14 protein-coding genes and 1 tRNA gene are annotated in these 15848 nt (G+C 67.4%); 7 read left to right on the top strand and 8 right to left on the bottom strand.

Features of this window, described 5'->3' with window-relative positions; genetic code table 11:
• Window positions 1–85 precede the first annotated feature (85 nt).
• Complete coding sequence (gene coxB / locus LIX00_RS03680) at window positions 86–874, top strand: cytochrome c oxidase subunit II (RefSeq protein WP_227354835.1); 789 nt, start codon at window positions 86–88, stop codon at window positions 872–874.
• Window positions 875–1034: 160 nt separating this feature from the next.
• Here coxB and LIX00_RS03675 read toward each other — a convergent pair whose 3' ends face one another.
• Both LIX00_RS03675 and LIX00_RS03670 read right to left on the bottom strand, forming a co-directional pair.
• Window positions 1035–1397, bottom strand: a complete 363-nt coding sequence (locus LIX00_RS03675) for a hypothetical protein (protein ID WP_227354834.1) — start codon at window positions 1395–1397, stop codon at window positions 1035–1037.
• A gap of 520 nt (window positions 1398–1917) precedes the next feature.
• Window positions 1918–3498 (bottom strand): class I adenylate-forming enzyme family protein, encoded by a 1581-nt coding sequence (locus tag LIX00_RS03670; RefSeq protein WP_227354833.1) that lies wholly within the window; start codon window positions 3496–3498, stop codon window positions 1918–1920.
• 201 nt (window positions 3499–3699) lie between these two features.
• Here LIX00_RS03670 and LIX00_RS03665 point away from each other — a divergent pair, with 201 nt between their 5' ends.
• A complete protein-coding gene (locus LIX00_RS03665) occupies window positions 3700–4821 on the top strand; it encodes a GNAT family N-acetyltransferase (RefSeq protein ID WP_227354832.1) in 1122 nt (373 codons plus the stop codon).
• Window positions 4822–4865: 44 nt separating this feature from the next.
• On the opposite strand, the gene LIX00_RS03660 is transcribed toward LIX00_RS03665, so the two are convergent.
• The 4 genes from LIX00_RS03660 to LIX00_RS03645 form a co-directional block, all read right to left on the bottom strand.
• Entirely contained in the window at window positions 4866–5798 is a 933-nt protein-coding gene (locus LIX00_RS03660; protein WP_227354831.1) for a formyltransferase family protein, read from the bottom strand.
• A gap of 244 nt (window positions 5799–6042) precedes the next feature.
• A complete protein-coding gene (locus LIX00_RS03655) occupies window positions 6043–7068 on the bottom strand; it encodes a hypothetical protein (RefSeq protein WP_227354830.1) in 1026 nt (341 codons plus the stop codon).
• A gap of 169 nt (window positions 7069–7237) precedes the next feature.
• Window positions 7238–7312, bottom strand: a tRNA-Thr gene (locus LIX00_RS03650).
• Window positions 7313–7376: 64 nt separating this feature from the next.
• On the bottom strand, window positions 7377–8357 hold the full coding sequence (locus LIX00_RS03645) for a class I SAM-dependent methyltransferase (RefSeq protein ID WP_227354829.1): 981 nt from the start codon (window positions 8355–8357) through the stop codon (window positions 7377–7379).
• Window positions 8358–8438: 81 nt separating this feature from the next.
• On the opposite strand from LIX00_RS03645, the gene dph5 reads away from it, so the two are divergent.
• From dph5 to arsN2, 5 genes are all read left to right on the top strand, one after another.
• A complete protein-coding gene (dph5, locus tag LIX00_RS03640) occupies window positions 8439–9245 on the top strand; it encodes a diphthine synthase (RefSeq protein WP_227354828.1) in 807 nt (268 codons plus the stop codon).
• Window positions 9246–9448: 203 nt separating this feature from the next.
• Complete coding sequence (locus LIX00_RS03635) at window positions 9449–9781, top strand: DUF3311 domain-containing protein (RefSeq protein WP_227354827.1); 333 nt, start codon at window positions 9449–9451, stop codon at window positions 9779–9781.
• 2 nt (window positions 9782–9783) lie between these two features.
• Window positions 9784–11352 (top strand): sodium:solute symporter family protein, encoded by a 1569-nt coding sequence (locus tag LIX00_RS03630; RefSeq protein WP_227354826.1) that lies wholly within the window; start codon window positions 9784–9786, stop codon window positions 11350–11352.
• Entirely contained in the window at window positions 11349–12680 is a 1332-nt protein-coding gene (locus LIX00_RS03625; RefSeq protein WP_227354825.1) for an amidohydrolase, read from the top strand. The genes LIX00_RS03630 and LIX00_RS03625 overlap by 4 nt, the downstream gene beginning before the upstream one ends.
• Window positions 12677–13141 carry an arsenic resistance N-acetyltransferase ArsN2 gene (gene arsN2 / locus LIX00_RS03620; protein WP_227354824.1) on the top strand — a complete coding sequence of 155 codons (465 nt, stop codon included), beginning with the start codon at window positions 12677–12679 and terminating at the stop codon, window positions 13139–13141. Before LIX00_RS03625 ends, arsN2 begins: the two co-directional genes overlap by 4 nt.
• Window positions 13142–13295: 154 nt before the next feature.
• On the opposite strand, the gene LIX00_RS03615 is transcribed toward arsN2, so the two are convergent.
• Both LIX00_RS03615 and LIX00_RS03610 read right to left on the bottom strand, forming a co-directional pair.
• Window positions 13296–14561, bottom strand: a complete 1266-nt coding sequence (locus tag LIX00_RS03615) for an MFS transporter (protein WP_227354823.1) — start codon at window positions 14559–14561, stop codon at window positions 13296–13298.
• A 243-nt stretch (window positions 14562–14804) separates the two neighbouring features.
• Complete coding sequence (locus LIX00_RS03610) at window positions 14805–15827, bottom strand: threonine ammonia-lyase (protein ID WP_227354822.1); 1023 nt, start codon at window positions 15825–15827, stop codon at window positions 14805–14807.
• Window positions 15828–15848 lie beyond the last annotated feature (21 nt).

Genomic DNA, 15848 nt, shown 5'->3' with positions numbered 1-15848 from the left:
GGGGCGTTTCGGCGAGCTGATACGCGAACTGACATCTCACTCCGCCCGCGATAGCTATATTGACCCGACCGTTGACTCGGGAACGATGCGACTTCGTCGCGCGGGGGGGTTCGCCTTCCTCTTGGGTGCGGTGGGAATAGTCGCCGTCGCTCCAGCGGCGGCCCAGTCCGTCAACAAGCGGCTCATCGAGCAGTTGAACTTCCAACTGCTCTACGTGGCGATTCCGCTGACGCTCTTCGTCGAGGTCATCCTCATCTACGCGGTCGTCCGGTTCCGGAACAACGACGACCCGCTTCCGACGGCGGAGGACCCGCCCCTCGAAATCACGTGGACCATCGCGACCGCGATCATCCTCCTGTTCGTCGGTGTCGCGGCGTACACGGTGCTCGCCAGCCCGTACATCACGCCGGAGCAGCCGAGCGACTCGTCTCAGGCCCCCGGGAACGCCACCGCCTCGGGGTCGGGCCCGGTGACGGTTCGCGGCCTCGCCTACCAGTGGGGGTGGCAGTTCAGCTACCCCGGCACGAACGTCACGACGCAGAGCGAACTCGTCGTCCCCGCGAACACCGACATCTACATCGAGATGACCTCGGCGGACGTCATCCACTCGCTGTTCGTCCCGAGACTCGGCGTCAAGCAGGACGTGTTCCCGCGCCGAACGACGATTATCCACACTCGCGTCTTCGAACCCGGAACGTACCGCGGCTACTGCACGGAGTTCTGCGGTTCGGGACACGCCCTGATGCGAACGACGGTCAGGGTGCTGCCGGAAGACGAGTACCGGCGGTGGCTTCGAGACAACGCGGGCGCGACGAACGGGACGGCGAGTAACGAACCCGCACCGAACGCGACCGCCGCGAACGCACCGTCGTAGCGAACGTCGGCGGTTCGCCCCGCTCGACCTCTCCGTCCCTCGGTCGTACCGTCCGTGTCGTTCGTCCGATCCGCCGGTTCGCGGTCGGTCGCGCCGCTACCGAGTCGACGGTCGATAAAAACGGGGTCGGAGCCGAAAATCGGAACCCGAGAACCGGCGGTTAGCTACCGCTCGAGAGTCGGACGTCGTCCAGCGTCACGCCGACGTTCTGGACGGTGATATCGATTTCGCAGATTTCGTACGTCTCACCGTTTACCGACACCGTCAGCCCGTCGACGGTCGTCTTCGACTCCTCGACGGTGTACGTCTGGTCTTCGATGGTGGCGTCCGGGAGTCCCGGTCCTTTGACGTGCGTGTCCTCGATGGTTATCGTCGCGTCGCTGATGGTGATATCCTGGCTGCCGATTTTGTGAACGCTCTCGTCCGCGGACTGCCCGTCCGCGAGGGCGACGGTCGTACCGCCGCCGATGAGCAGTACGCTTACGAGTACAGTCGCCACGAGTTTCCGAGATAGTGGTCGCATGGTACGGTCGTCCCTTTGGAGCCCCAAGGAAAAAGCAGGGGTGATGGTTGGGCGGAGTTTTACCGGATTGTAGGAAGTTCATTTCGTACAAATATAGGATGAACGAACGCGCTAAAATCGTTGGAATCGTTCATCGCGGCTCTGATGCGGTTTTTGAAGCGCCGAAAATAACCGGCCGTTCGACCCGTCGGTCGAACCGTGCGCGGTCGCCTAGGCTTGCCCAAACGCGGACTAAGCGAGGCCTGTCCCTCTTCGCCGAAGTTCCGTGCTCCCGCTACTCAATATCCTTTCGGTTTTTCGACTTCTCGGCGGGGAGCGTCCCCCTCGGCCCTCCGCTCGCGCGGCCCGGGACGCGACCGTCGCGGGGGGAGAGTTGCGGCGAACCGCCGTCGTCGGGTCGCCCGAAACGGACAAAACGCAGTTCCGTCGGTCGTCCGAAAACACTTCGCTCGCGTCCGTCGGCCCTCCGGCGACCGCTCGGACTCGCGTCACTCGGGTGTAAAAAACCGGCGGCGGAGCGTCAGTCGTCGGCCTGCCCGCCGAGTTCGAACCGCTGTACCTTCCCGCTCGTCGTTCGGGGAAGCGTCCGCACGAACTCGATATCCCGCGGGTGTTTGTACGCCGCCATCGTCTCCAGACAGTGCTCCCTGAGTCGGTCGGCGTTCGGGGACGTCCCCGCGACCGGGACGACGTAGGCTTTCACCGTCTCGCCCCGGCGGTCGTCCGGAACGCCGACCACGGCGGCGTCCGCCACGTCCGGGTGTCGGTGGAGCACCTCCTCGACCTCGCGGGGGTAGACGTTGTACCCCGCGGTGACGATGCGGTCGGATTTGCGCCCGAGCACCTCGTAGTAGTTGTCGTCGTCCCGGCGAACCACGTCGCCCGTCCGGAAGTAGCCGTCGTCGGTGAACGCCGCGGCGGTCTCGTCCGGGCGGTCGTGGTAGCCCGCCATGACGTGCGGGCCGCGGAGGAGGAGTTCGCCCGCTTCGCCCGACGGCACTTCCCGCCCGTCCCCGTCGACGACCTTGCAGTCGGTGGCGCGGAACGGTTGGCCGATGGTACCGCGACGCGGGCCGAAGGTGGCCTTGATGCCGGCGTGGGTTCCCCCGCCGGTCTCGGTCAGGCCGTACGCCTCGAACAGTTCGACGCCCGCGCCCTCCTCGAACCGCTCCTGCACCGCGGGCGGCATGCTCGTGCCGCCCTCCATCGACTCCTGCAGACTCGACAGGTCGTACTCGCCGAACGACTCGTGTTCGATGATGTCGACGTACATCGCGGCGACGGCACCGAACTTCGTGATGCGCTCGGACTCGATGGTGGCCATCGCGTCCTCCGGGTTCCACGATTCGGGGTCGCGGAGGTGGACGGTCGCACCCCGGACGAGGGGTTGCCACGTCCGGTTGACGAAGCCGGCGATGTGCGACAGCGGGAGCGCCGACAGGAACCGCTCCTCCTCGGCGTCGAGGGCGGTTCGCTCGAACCCGATGAACGACTGGGCTCGGAGGTTTCGGTGCGTGAGCAGGACGCCCTTCGGCTCCCCCGTCGTGCCGCTGGTGTAGGGCTGCATCGCGACGTCGTCGTCCAACCGGTCGGCGACGAGCGGGTCGTCGTCCACCTCCTCGAACCGAACGAACCGCCCCGCGCCGTCGTCGCGTCCGCGCCGCCCGCCCCACCCGTCGCCGCACCCGATGACGAGCGGGTCGACGTCGACGGCGGCCACGGCGTCTTCGACCGTCCCTCGGAGGGAGCCGTCGGTCACGACGGCCGCGACGTCGCCGTCGTCGAACCGATAGGCGACCTCCCGGGTTCGGTACTGGGGGTTCATCGGGATGAACGGCGTCCCCGCCTTGAGCGCGCCGAGCGCGGCGACGACGAACGCGGGGCTGTTGGGGAGAAAGAGGGCGATGCGGTCGTCCGGTTGCAGGGAGAGCGCGCGGAGACCGCCGGCGAACCGCGCGGAGCGGTCGCGGAGTTCGCCGTGCGTGTACGTCTCGCCGTCCATCTCGAGTGCCAGCTTTCGGAGGTGCACCTCCGCGGTTTCGTCGTACAGTCTCGCGACGTTACCGGAGCGCGCCGCGGCTGAAAACGCGTCGGCCTCCATGCGGACACCGGCGTGACCGATCGGGAAAAGCGTGGTAAATCGTTCATCGAGGGCAGCGTCGGACTAGCCGGTTAACGCGAGTCTTCGCGGTCGATAGGCGGAACGTGCCCGCCGCTCGTCGTTTCGAGGGGCGACGTTCCGCGCCGCTTAACGCGCGAACGACCGCCGCGATTTACGGTTTTCGCGGGCGTCCGTCCGGCGATGGTAAACAGGGAGTACGGGGCGTCCGCGGTCGACTCGTATCGGGTTCGGCAGTACGAGCCCGGCGACCGAAGCGGCGTGTTGGCGCTGTACCGGACGGTGTTCGGCGACCGTCGCGGTCGCGGCGACTGGTTCGACTGGAAGTTCGTCGAAAACCCCTATCGGTCGCGGGTGCCCATCTGCGTCGCGGAGCGAGACGGACGAATCGTCGGCGCTCGCCCGAGCCTCCCCCTGCCGCTGTCCGTCGGCGGTCGACGGGAGCTCGCGCTCGTGCAGGTCGACCCGATGGTGCACCCCGACCACCGAAGGCGGGGGTTGTTCACCCGAATGGCCGAGCACGTTTACGACCACTACGGCCCGCAAGAGCCGTCCGTCGTCGTCGGATTCCCGAACGAAGCCGTGAAAGCCGGACTCGAAAAGATGGCCGAGAAGCTCTCGCTCGACGACGGTATCATGGCGGCGTTCACCGAGTTCTACCGGGTGCAGAACCCCGCGGCGCTGTCGAACGCGCCGTTGGCGGGCGCGGCGTCGCCGGGTCTCCGAGTCTACCTCGCGGCCCGCGACCGAACGACGCCGAGGGCGCCCGACGGGGAACTCGACCGCTACGCCGGCGTCCCGGCGGCGCGCGTCGCGGAGATAGCGGCCGACCGGTCCACCCCCCGCGTTCACGCGGTGCGCGACGAGCAGTTCTTCGAGTGGCGCTACGACAACCCGCGCTTCGACTACGCGACCTACGTTTTCCGGGGGGAGGGCGGCCCGGTCGCCATCGTCGTCGGCGAACAGAAGGACGCGGACGAGCGCATCGTCCACCTCTCGGACGTGCTCCCGGTGGCGGGCGGGGAGGCGCGGACGAAGGCGCTCTCCGCGCTCCTCGGCGCGGTTCTCGAGGAGTACCGGGACGCCGACGTGGTCGCGGCCGCGGGGACGACGCTTCCGCGGTCGATGCTCGCTCGGCACGGCTTCCTCGGCACCGACCGATTGCCGCTCTCGCGGTTCGCGTCGGCGTACTGGTTCTCCGCCCGTCCGCTCGGCGGGTCGGGCGGCGAGTGGGTGGTGAACGGGCAGGCGCTCACGGACGAGGAGAGTTGGAACCTGTCGTTCTGCGAGCTGGAAGTCGGGTGAGACGGTCGGCCGCGTAGCCCCGGCGACCTCGCCGTCCCCCCGGGTCAGTCGCTTCGTCGCGCTTCGACGGTTCGCTGGCGCGGCTCGGAGACGTAGTCGTCCGGCGTTCTGCTTCCGACCCCGCGTCGACCGACGGCGGTTCGAAGGAGTCCAATCGCGGTCTTGGTCGCGTAACGAACGGCGTCGATTCCCCGCGGAACGGTGTACAGCGCGCCGAGCGTGTCGGGCGACCTCGGTTCGTGCTCCGGGTCCCGGAGCGACCGAACGCCGGCGGCGAGCAGTTCTTCGCACGCGGCGATCTGCCGCCGCTCGACCTCCCGCCACGTGCGTGCGTCGGCGATGTCGACCGTCTCCTCGGCGACTATCCGCCCGCCGTCGAGCGTGTCGTCGATTCGCTGGAGCGTGACGCCGACGGTCGGTTCGTCGTTGAGGAACTCCCAGAGACCGCCGGGCTGTCCGCGGTAGGATTCGAGATCCCCCCGGTGGAAGCTCAACACGCCGTGCGTCGGCATCGTCAAGAACTCCCCCTTCAGCACGCCGAACCCGAACCGAAGGACGACGTCGGTGTTCGCGCCGACGTCCTCGGCGACGCGTTCGGGGAGTCGATTTCCGAAGTCCGACGCGGGAAGCGCTCGGCACCGAATCCGTTTCGCATCCGAGAAGTGGTCGATCGAATCGACCGGCATCGGCTTCCGGTACTCGGGGGTCCTCGCGAGCTGCCGAACCGCTCCCAACAGCGACCAGAGCGCGTGGGAGCGGAGCCGGTCGAAGCAACACGAGAGGTACTCGGGAACGTCCGCCGGGGTCGACCGCACGAGGAACTCGCTGAGGTCGGTCGGAGAGGACGCCTCGTGGATGACGAGGTGCGTTATCTCGACGTTCGCCGCTTCGACCGTGCGCTCTATCGCCCGCTTCACCCACGCGGGCACGGTTTCGCCGGAGAGGAGGACGCCGACCCGAAGCGGCTCCTGCCGCACCGGGCGAGAGCGGTTCGGCCGTCCGTCGACCCCCTCCGAACGATCCGGTCGAGGACGAGAACGGCTCTTTTCTGATTGTACGTCAGTCGTCGAGCTAATAGTTCATCGACCTCTACGCCCTTACTCTCGATTCACACCATTTGTTATAGGGAACCTGACGACTGTGAGGCACGATACAGAGGCGAAATACTGATAGGGGCGGTATCCGCGGGAGCGACCCGGTGGAGGGCAGCGGCGGACGGCGTCAGTCGGTCGCAATCCAGCCGGTGAGACCGGTACCGAGCAGAACCGAGAGGAAGACGACGGGTGGAAGCCAGTAGTACGCCAGCGATTTGACCAGCAGCGTCGCCGTGAACAGCGCCGCGAGAACCGTCGCCTTCGTGAAGGCGTCCCACGTCCACCCGCTTCGAAGCGTCCGGTAGGCGACCGCGCCCGCGGCACCGACGAGTAGAACGAGGAGTTTCTGTGCGACTTCGAGCAGATGCACCGCCCACATGCGGGGCCGGTTGTACGGCGAGAAGTTATCGACTTTCTCGAACGCGTAGTGGTTGAACTCGAGGAACGTCGCTTTAACCCCCGCGACGGCCGCCTCGGGCGACCAGACGAGAACGAGCGGAAGGTACGCCACGACGCCGGTCGCCGCGCCCGCGACGAGATACCGGCACGCCCAGTCGTACCGCTTCCCGGAACGCCGCCAACCGTCGTACAGCAGGACGGGGATGGCGAGGACGGAGAACTGCGAGAACAGGACGGCGACGGCGGTGAACGCGCCCCGTATCGCCGCCCTCCGGGTGAGAAGCGCGAGAAGGACGAAAACCATCGCGAACGACCGGACGTTGGTGACGGTGCCGAGCACGACGGGACTCGCCGCGAGATACGACCCGCCGGCGACGATTCCCGCCTTCCCCTTCCCCTCCCTGCGGAGCCACTCCCACAGCAAGTAGGCGATGGCCGCGTTTGCCAGCCCGACGAGGAGGTAGAAGACGACGACGTAGTGACCGGTTCGGTAGACGAGGAAATTGAGCGCGTGCCAGAGCGGCGTTTTGTTGTCGAAGGTCGTGGTGAGGTAGAGGACCCTCCCGTTCGCCAACTGCTCGGCGATGGGGAGCCACTTGACCTTGACGTCGTAGTGGACGGTCCGAGCCGACAGTCGAACGAGGAGATACTGAACGGCCATCGCGACCTGACCGACGACGACGAAAAAACAGGCCGGGACGATTCGAGAATCCAGATTTCGGGTGAAATTCGCGACTCTCGTTTCTGATTCCATCGATGAATTATCACCGACGAGGTCTTATAAAGTGTATTCGCGGATGAGTTACCAATGATTCGTTTAATAACGAATGTCCAATTCTTTTGACAAACGGGTTCGAGCGTTCGACGGTGAATCTACGGCGTTTCCGAGCGGTCGGCTCTCGGACTTTGAAAGGTGAGAGAAGAGCCGGTGGAGGGATTTGAACCCTCGGCCTATTCCTTACGAAGGAATCGCTCTAGCCAGTCTGAGCTACACCGGCGCGGTGCCTCTGCATTCGAACATACAATCCACTGGAAGCATAAGGGTTCCGGAATCGCCGCGGGCTAGCGGGTTAGTCGCACGTCGAGGCAGACGTTCAGTTCGTGGGGTGCGTACGACCGCACGACCCGTCGCGTCTCGACCGAAACGTCGTACTCCGGTTCGGCGGCGGCGCGGACGGCTCCCTCGCCGGGGCCGAAGGGGTCGTCCTCGTGCTGGATGTCGTAGTAGTGGAGCGCGCAGTCGTCGCCCGCGAGCGCGACCGCCGTATCGAGGAACTCGTCGGCACTGTGCGGGAGGTTCATCACGAGGCGGTCGGCCCAGTTCTCGTACTCCGACGCGACCTCCCGAACGTCCCCGCGGACGGCCGTCACCCGGTCTTCGACCCCGTTCCGGCGCGCGTTCTCGCGGAGGTACTCGACGGCGACCTCGTTCACGTCCACCCCGACGACCTCCGCGCCGCGCTTGGCGAAGGGGATGACGAACGGGCCGACGCCGGCGAACATGTCGAACGCCCGCTCGTCCGCCTCGACCTGCTCCGCGACGCGGTGGCGCTCGGTGGCGAGGCGGGGGGAGAAGTACACCCGGGCGACGTCGAGGGCGAACTCGCAGCCGTACTCGCGGTGGACGGTCGTCGTCTTCCCGCCCGCGAGCACGTCCCACTCGCGGACCCGGGTCTCGCCTTTCACCTTCGACGCGCGGTTCAGCACCGTCTCCACCGGGAGGGAGGAGTCGACGACGGCGTCGGCGATGCGTCGCGCGCGCTCGGGGTCGTCCTCGTCGACGAGGACGATATCGCCCAGTCGTTCGTAGCTCGGGTCGAACCCGAGCAGGTCGGCGGGGGTGTCCTGCGTTCGTCGGGTCGGAACCTCGCGTTCGACGACCGTGAATCGCTCGGGCACCGCGTCGGCGTCGGTCACGGGGACGTAGAGCCGGTCGTCTTCCACGACGATTTCGAGGTCGTCGGCCACGAGGTTCGCGTCCGCGAGTTCGCGGCGCGTCGCCTCGCCGCGCTCCCGTTCGACGCGCACGCAGGGCGCTTTCATACCCTCGTCTTGCCGGAAGCGGGCGTTAACGCTGACGCTTTCGGTCGCACCGCTTAAGCGTCCCACCTCCCAAGGACGGCTATGCTCACCTTCATCGGTCTCGGCCTGTACGACGAGCGTTCCATCACCCTCGAGGGCCGCGACGCGATCGCGGACGCGGACCGCGCGTTCGCCGAGTTCTACACCAGCAAACTCGTCGGGGCGGACGTCGCCGACCTCGAACGGTTCCACGACGCGACCATCGAGGTGCGAGATCGACCTGGCGTCGAACAGGACCCCGAGGAAATTCTCGCCGCCGCCGAGGCGGGTCGGGCGGCGTTCCTCACCGCGGGCGACACCATGATATCGACCACCCACGTCGACCTCCGACTGCGCGCCGAGGAGCGGGGTATCGACACCAGGGTCGTCCACGCTCCGACCGCCGAGTCCGCGGCGAGCGGTCTCACCGGCCTCCAGAACTACCGCTTCGGGAAGGCGACGACGCTCCCGTTCGACTACGCCCACGGCGCGGAGGGCCTCCCGGCCAGCGTCACGGACGTGCTCGACGACAACCGCGACCGCGGCCTCCACACCCTCGTCTACCTCGACATCAAGGTCGGCTGGAGTCCGTCCGGCGGTCGGAGCGGCGACGCGGAGGACGAGTACATGACCGCGGACGAGGCGAGCGGGATGCTCGCCGAGGGGTACGAGGACGTCTTGGCGGTCGCGGTCGCGCGCGCCGGCAGTCCGAATCCGCGGGTGGAAGCCGACCGACTGTCGGAACTCGCGGAGCGGGACTTCGGCGACCCGCTCCACCTGCTCGTCGTTCCGGGCGACCTCCACCACATCGAGGCGGACGCGCTCGAATCGCTCGCGGGCGCGCCGAGCGAACTGGTGACCGTCGAATAGGGTTCGGATTTCACCCTCCGCCACTCCCGACTCGACACGGCCCGCGGTCGGTGCGGCGTTCCGCGGAGGGCGACGCGACGTCGGTCCCGGCGGATACTTCCCCCGGCGGGAAATATAATCTGAACGGAATGGACATTTATTATCGTGGTATGATATAACACATCGTAGAACGCGGTCGAGCGGCGACCGCTAACAGACCACCCATGAGCCAAACAGAACCCGTACGGGATTCGGAGGAGTACCAAACGGAGGCCGCCGGCCGGGAATCCGGGCTCGACCTCTTCGCACCGGGAACGCCGACCAGCAAACGAAAGCGGTACTGGCTCCACTTCATCGTGTACGCCGTCTTACTCAGTTTCACCGTCTGGCCGGTCTTCGTTCCGTTCAATCGCGTCACGCCGTACGTCCTCGGGCTTCCGTTCAACATATTCTGGGACTCGCTCGTACTGGCGTTCGTCGCGGTCAACACGTACCTGCTGTACCGGGTCGACGAGGGGCCGCTCTTCGCGAAGGGCGACGCGGAGGACGGACCGTAGCCATGGTCGCCACGAGTACCCTCATCGTCACGGCGATTCCGCTCCTGTACCTCGCGTTCGCGCTCGGACTGGGGCTGTGGAGTCGGGGCGAAGCCGACCAGGAGACCACGGAGGGGTACGTCGCCGGGAATCGGGGTATCGGACTCCTCGTGCTCTATTTCATCATGGGCGCGAGCATCCTGAGCGGTTTCGCGTTCCTCGGCGGTCCCGGGTGGGCGTACAGCCGCGGCGCGGCGGCGCTCTACATCCTCGTCTACGGCGGGTTCGGGATGTTACCGTGGTACCTGTTCGGCCCCAAGATTTCGCGGCTCGGCCGCGAGATGGGCTACGTCACGCAGGCGGACTTCATCACCGACAGGTACGACAGTCGGCTCCTGTCGGGCCTCATGGCCGTCGTCAGCGTCGGCGCGTTCATCCCCTACCTCGTCATCCAAATCAAGGGCGTCGGATTCGTCCTGAACGAGGCGAGCAACGGGCTCATCCCGTTCTGGCTCTCGGCGCTCCTCCCGTTCGCCGTCATCGCCGTGTACGTCTTCACGAGCGGGATGATGGGCGTCGGCTGGTCGAACGTCCTCCAGGGCATCATGATGATCGTCCTGGCGTGGGGGCTCGGACTCTACCTCCCGTTCGAACTGTACGGCGGGCTCCAACCGATGTTCGAACGCATCGCGGCCGAACAGCCGACCCACCTCGTCGTCGGCGCGCCCGAGATGCCGATGCTCCGGTACTCCAGCTACATCGTGGTCTCGGCGCTCGGATTCGTGATGTGGCCCCACCTGTTCATGCGGGCGTACACGGCAGACAGCGAGCGGACGCTCAAGCGGACGGTCGTCCTCTACCCGACGTTTCAGTATCTCCTCATCCCCATCTTGCTCATCGGGTTCTCGGGCGTCCTGTACGTCACCGACCTCAGCAATCCGGACCGCATCCTGCCGCACCTGGTCACCACGCTGGATCTCAACCCGTTCCTGGTCGGATTCTTCTTCGCCGGCGCGCTCGCGGCGGCGATGAGCACCGCCGACGCCATCGTTCACGCGGCCGCCAGCATCACCGCGCGCGATTTCTACAAACCCCTGTTCGACCCCGGCATCGACGACCGGCGCGAGGCGCGACTGATGAAACTCGCCGTCTTTCCCATCGTCGGCGTCGCCTACTACTTCGCCCTCTTCAGTCCGGTCGAAATCGTGCAGCTGCTGGCCGGAGCCTACGGCGCCATCATCCAGTTCCTGCCGCTGGTCGTCGGCGCGTTGTACTGGCCGCGGGCCACGCGCGAGGGAGCGTTGGCGGGACTGTTCGCCGGCGCGAGCGTGACGGTGCTGTTCACCTTCTTCGCCGCGTCGCCGCTCCAACTCCACGCCGGGCTCTGGGGACTCCTCGCGACCACGGCCGTCTTCATCCCCGTGAGCCTCGTCACCGAAGTCGACGATATCGAGTTCGCGCGCGAAATCATCCGCCTCTCCCGGCCCGAATCCGTTCGCGACCCGCCCGGGTCACCCTCGGGCGTGGCCACCGACGGCGGGACGGACCCGGACGCGCCCGGCGACGAGGGAGAGGGACGGTGTTCGCGATGACCCACACTCCCGTCCGCGACCGCCTGGTCGACCTCCGGCGGGAACTCCACCGCTACCCGGAACCCGCGTGGCGAGAGTTCTACACGACCTGCCGACTCGCCGAGGAGGTCGAGGGCATCGGCGTCGACCGACTCCACCTCGGCCGGGCGGCGATGGATCCGACCGAGCGACTGGCGGTTCCGTCGTCCGCCGATATCGCCGCGTGGCGCGACCGGGCGCGGGAGGACGGTGCCCGCGAGGACCTCCTCGACGCCCTCGACGATTGCACCGGCGCGCTCGCGGTCCTCGACCGCGGCGAGGGGCCGACGGTCGCCCTCCGCGTCGACATCGACGGTCTCCTCCGCGACGAATCGACCGACGAGACCCATCGCCCCGCGGCCGAGGGGTTCCGCTCCCGGCGCGACGGCGCGATGCACGCTTGCGGGCACGACGCGCACGCGACCATCGGCCTCGGCGTGCTCGAAGCGGTGGCGGAGAGCGACTTCTCGGGAACGTTCAAGGTCTTCTTCCAGCCGGCGGAGGAGAAGGCCGGCGGCGGCCGACCGATGGCGAAGAGCGAGCACGTCGCCGACGTGGACTATCTGTTCGCCGTCCACGTCGGTCTCGACCATCCCACCGGCGAGGTCGTCGCCGGAATCGTCGAACCGCTCGCGGTCAGCAATCTCGGCGTCACGTTCCGGGGGGAGTCGAGCCACGCCGGCCTCGCGCCGAACGAGGGCCGAAACGCGATGCAGGCCCTCGGCACCGCCATCCAGAACGTCTACGCCATTCCCCGCCACGCCGACGGGGCGACCCGGGTCAACGTCGGCCGAGTCGAGGGCGGGACGGCGTCGAACGTGACGGCCGAACGAATCGAGGCGGAAGCCGAGGTTCGCGGCGAGACGACCGCCCTGATGGAGTACATGAAAACCGAGTTCGAGCGGGCCGTCCGCGCCGCCGCGGACGCGCACCGCTGCGACGCCGAGGTGACGGTCGAGGGGCAAGCGCCGCGCGCCGACAGCGACCCCGCGCTGGCCGCCCTCGTCGGCGAAGCCGCGCGGTCCCACTCGGCCGTCGACCGCGTCGTCGACGACGCGCCGTTCGGGGCGAGCGAGGACGGTACCTACCTGATGCGCGCCGTCCAGGAGCGCGGCGGCCTGGCGACGTACGCCATCGTCGGGACCGACCACCCGACCGGCCACCACACGGCGACGTTCGACATCGACGAGTCGACGCTCCCGACCGCGGTCGAGGTGCTGACCGACGCGATCCTCACCGCGGCCGCTCGCGACCCGCTCGGTCGCGCCGGCGGGGGCTCGGCGTCCACCGGGGGGGCCGATTCGACGTGACCGCGTCCCCGGCCGTCGACCTTCGACCGGTTCGAAAGGCGGATTTACCGTACGTCGAAGCGCGCCTCGAACGAAACGGACTTCCCGCGGCCGACGTGGAGGCCCATCGCGAGTCCCTGTACCTGTGTTACGCCGGCGACGAGCGCGTGGGAATCGGCGGTCTCGAACGTCACGGTCGCGCCGCGCTCCTCCGCTCCGTCGTGATCGACTCGTCGGTTCGAGGCCGGGGGTACGGTCGCGCGCTCTGCGAACGCCTCCTCGACCGCGGCCGGGAGTCGGGCGTCGAACGGGTGTTTCTCCTCACGACCACGGCGGCCGACTTCTTCCGGCGCTCGGGATTCGAGGAAATCGACCGCGACGCCGTCCCCGCCGTGATCCGGGAGACGAACCAGTTCGCGGATCTCTGTCCGTCGTCCGCGGTCTGCATGTCCAAGGCGCTCTCCGCCGACGGGTGCGGGTGATCCCGGCATCGACGCTGAACGGTCCCGATTGGCGTTCGCCGTAGCGAGGTGCCGGTCGGCGAGCGCGCCTCGGATTTCGGCGTCGTCGCTCCGACGCGAACCGTCACGACTACGATCGCATCGCGACCGTACCGGCCCCGCGCGGCAACGGGTCTCAGCGCACGCCCGGTCCGGGTTCCTCGGGCGCGGCGACGCTGCGGTCGCGGTGAGTCTGACCGGTCAGGATCACGATGAGGAGACCGCACCCGAGGGCGACCACACCCGCCGCGAGGAGGAGGGCGTGGTATCCGGTCGTCATCGCCAACGCGGCGAAGGCTATCGGTCCAGTCGTCCGCCCGAGAAACGTCGTACTGTTTCGGAGGCTCAGCGCCCCCGCGCGGAACCGCGTCGAAACCACGTCGCTTATCGCGGCGTCGACCGACGGGAGAATCAATCCGATCCCCGCGCCGAACACGAGCACGGCGAGTCCGACGGACAGCGGCGAGGGGGCTAACCAGGCCCCGAGAAGGCTCACGCCGTAGCAGCCGAATCCGACCCCGATGAGTCCGTGGTTCGACAGGTGTCGCGCGAAGCGCCCGTTCTGGGTGGAAACGAGCGCCGAAGACACGCCCACCGCGGTCACTATCAACCCGACCGAGACCGGAGATAGTCCGAACCGCGCCGTCAGGAAGAACGGCAGCGACGTCAGGATCGCGCCGAACGCCAGGAACTCGACCATGAACGTCGTTCCGTAGAGCACGGCCGCTTCGCGAGCGGCGAGCGCGCTCACCGCGCCGCGAAGGTACGCGAGGCTGCGCGTCTCGCGTTCGCTCGGCGGGTCTTCGAGTACGAAAACCGCGAACAGGCCGACTGGAAGGGCGGCGAGGTAGGTGAAGAACGGGACGTCCCACGCGATGGTAGCGAGCGCGCCGCCGACGATCGGAAAGATCGCCGCGCTCGCCGTCAGCACGGCGGTGTTCATCCCGAGGACGGTGTTTCGCTGCACGCCCTCGAAAGAATCGCCGATCAGCGTCACCGTCGTGATGAAGATACCCGCTGCGGCGGTTCCCTGCAGGAGGCGCAGCACTAGCACGGTCGAATAGTCGGGCGCGAATACGGTCGCACCGCCGGTGAGACCGAACGCGAACAGGCACGGGATGAGGACGCTCCGCCGACCGACCCGGTCGGCGAGCATCCCGATGAACGGGGAAAGGAAGATCCCCATCGCGAAGTACGCGCTGATGAGGAGGCTCGCCTGCGCGTCGGTCAGCGCGAACACGTCGCGGAACAGCGGCAACACCGGACTGACGAGCGGCACCCCGAGCGGAGCCAGGAACGTGCTCGCGAGCACTACTTGAACCAGCGGAGAACGCCACGGGACGGCTACCGATTCGCGCGAGTCGGGGGCGTCGCCCCCTTTCGGTGATCGGAAGTTCGTCATGAGTTGGCTCCCGTCCCCCGGACACCGGCCCGGAGTTCTTCGATCGTTTCGTTCGATAACGGTCGTCGCGCCGCGGGAGCCATCTGGAACACCGAGTTCCTAGTACGCCCCGGGCGGAGATAACCTAGGCTGGCGGTCGGTCCGACAGTTAGTCGATAAGTCTTTCCCCTCGGTTCTGTCGGATAGTATGGAGCTTGGACCGGCGGCGGTCGGTGAGCCGCCGCGAAGGGGTGCCCGGACCGTTCACCGCTCGTCGAGTATCTCCCGAAGTTTGGTCGTGGAGAGGTTACTGCCCGATATCGGCAGTACGACGGTCTTTCCCGCGAGTTCGTCGCCCAGTTCGAGCGCCGCCGCGACGCCGGTGGCCGCCGCTCCCTCGGCCAAGACCGCGTCGTCGGCGAGTACCCGTCGGATAGCCGCCCGTATCTGGTCGTCCTCGACGAGCAGCATCTCCGCGAGGTGCTCCCGCATGATCTCCAACGGAAGCGCGAACGGCGTTCGCGTCTTGATTCCCTCCGCGAACGTGTCGGCGCTCTCTTGGAGTTCGATCTCGCCCCCGCTCCACGCTCGGTGGACGGCGTCGGCTCCCGCCGCCTGCACGCCGATAACGTCGGCTCCGAGGAGTTTGCCGACGGTGAGCGCGTAGGCCGCGGCGCTGCTCCCGCCCCCGACGGGGTTTATCAGGACGTCCACCTCGGGACGGTCCTCCATCACTTCGAGGCCGGCGCTGGCGCGTCCGGCGATCAGGTGAGGTTCGTTCCCGCCGTGGACGTACCGGTACCCTTCCTCGGCCGCCCGCCGCTCGGCGTGCTCGCGCGCCTCGTCGACGTCTCTGCCGTGCGCGACGACGGTCGCTCCGAGCCGTTTCATGCCGTTTATCTTGGTCGGGTTCTCCAGCGTCTCGGGGACGACGATCACCGCCGGAACGTCGAACTCCCGCGCGGCGGTCGCCATCCCTTGGCCGTGATTCCCCATGCTCGACGTGATCAGTCCTTTCTCGCGGAACTCCGGGTCGAGGTCGGCGACGAGGTTGTAGAACCCGCGAATCTTGAACGACCTCGTCGGGAGCGTGTCTTCCCGCTTGAGGTAGACGTCGGCGTCGAGTTCGGCCGAGAGGCTCTCGCTGCGCACCAGCGGCGTTCGCGGAAGGTACCGCCGGACGACGGCCCGCGCCTCGTATACGTCCCGCGTCGTCGGCGGTGTGAGGTCGTGGTAGGGGAATATCGTCGTCTCGTCGGGGGACTCGATGGGATCGTACGATGGCATCTCGCGCCGATATGGGCCCGC

The sequence above is a fragment of the Haladaptatus salinisoli genome (assembly GCF_020614375.1).
Classification (GTDB): domain Archaea; phylum Halobacteriota; class Halobacteria; order Halobacteriales; family Haladaptataceae; genus Haladaptatus; species Haladaptatus salinisoli.
This window is presented reverse-complemented; position numbering and strand designations above follow the sequence as displayed.

What these genes read in the sequence shown, in the direction of transcription:
- LIX00_RS03665 (WP_227354832.1), top strand. Translation starts at nt 3,700, where the DNA reads ATGGTAAACAGGGAGTACGGGGCGTCCGCGGTCGACTCGTATCGGGTT.
- coxB (WP_227354835.1), top strand. Translation starts at nt 86, where the DNA reads ATGCGACTTCGTCGCGCGGGGGGGTTCGCCTTCCTCTTGGGTGCGGTG.
- LIX00_RS03675 (WP_227354834.1), bottom strand. Translation starts at nt 1,397, where the DNA reads ATGCGACCACTATCTCGGAAACTCGTGGCGACTGTACTCGTAAGCGTA.
- LIX00_RS03630 (WP_227354826.1), top strand. Translation starts at nt 9,784, where the DNA reads ATGGTCGCCACGAGTACCCTCATCGTCACGGCGATTCCGCTCCTGTAC.
- LIX00_RS03645 (WP_227354829.1), bottom strand. Translation starts at nt 8,357, where the DNA reads ATGAAAGCGCCCTGCGTGCGCGTCGAACGGGAGCGCGGCGAGGCGACG.
- dph5 (WP_227354828.1), top strand. Translation starts at nt 8,439, where the DNA reads ATGCTCACCTTCATCGGTCTCGGCCTGTACGACGAGCGTTCCATCACC.
- LIX00_RS03635 (WP_227354827.1), top strand. Translation starts at nt 9,449, where the DNA reads ATGAGCCAAACAGAACCCGTACGGGATTCGGAGGAGTACCAAACGGAG.
- LIX00_RS03625 (WP_227354825.1), top strand. Translation starts at nt 11,349, where the DNA reads ATGACCCACACTCCCGTCCGCGACCGCCTGGTCGACCTCCGGCGGGAA.
- LIX00_RS03655 (WP_227354830.1), bottom strand. Translation starts at nt 7,068, where the DNA reads ATGGAATCAGAAACGAGAGTCGCGAATTTCACCCGAAATCTGGATTCT.
- LIX00_RS03670 (WP_227354833.1), bottom strand. Translation starts at nt 3,498, where the DNA reads ATGGAGGCCGACGCGTTTTCAGCCGCGGCGCGCTCCGGTAACGTCGCG.
- LIX00_RS03615 (WP_227354823.1), bottom strand. Translation starts at nt 14,561, where the DNA reads ATGACGAACTTCCGATCACCGAAAGGGGGCGACGCCCCCGACTCGCGC.
- LIX00_RS03610 (WP_227354822.1), bottom strand. Translation starts at nt 15,827, where the DNA reads ATGCCATCGTACGATCCCATCGAGTCCCCCGACGAGACGACGATATTC.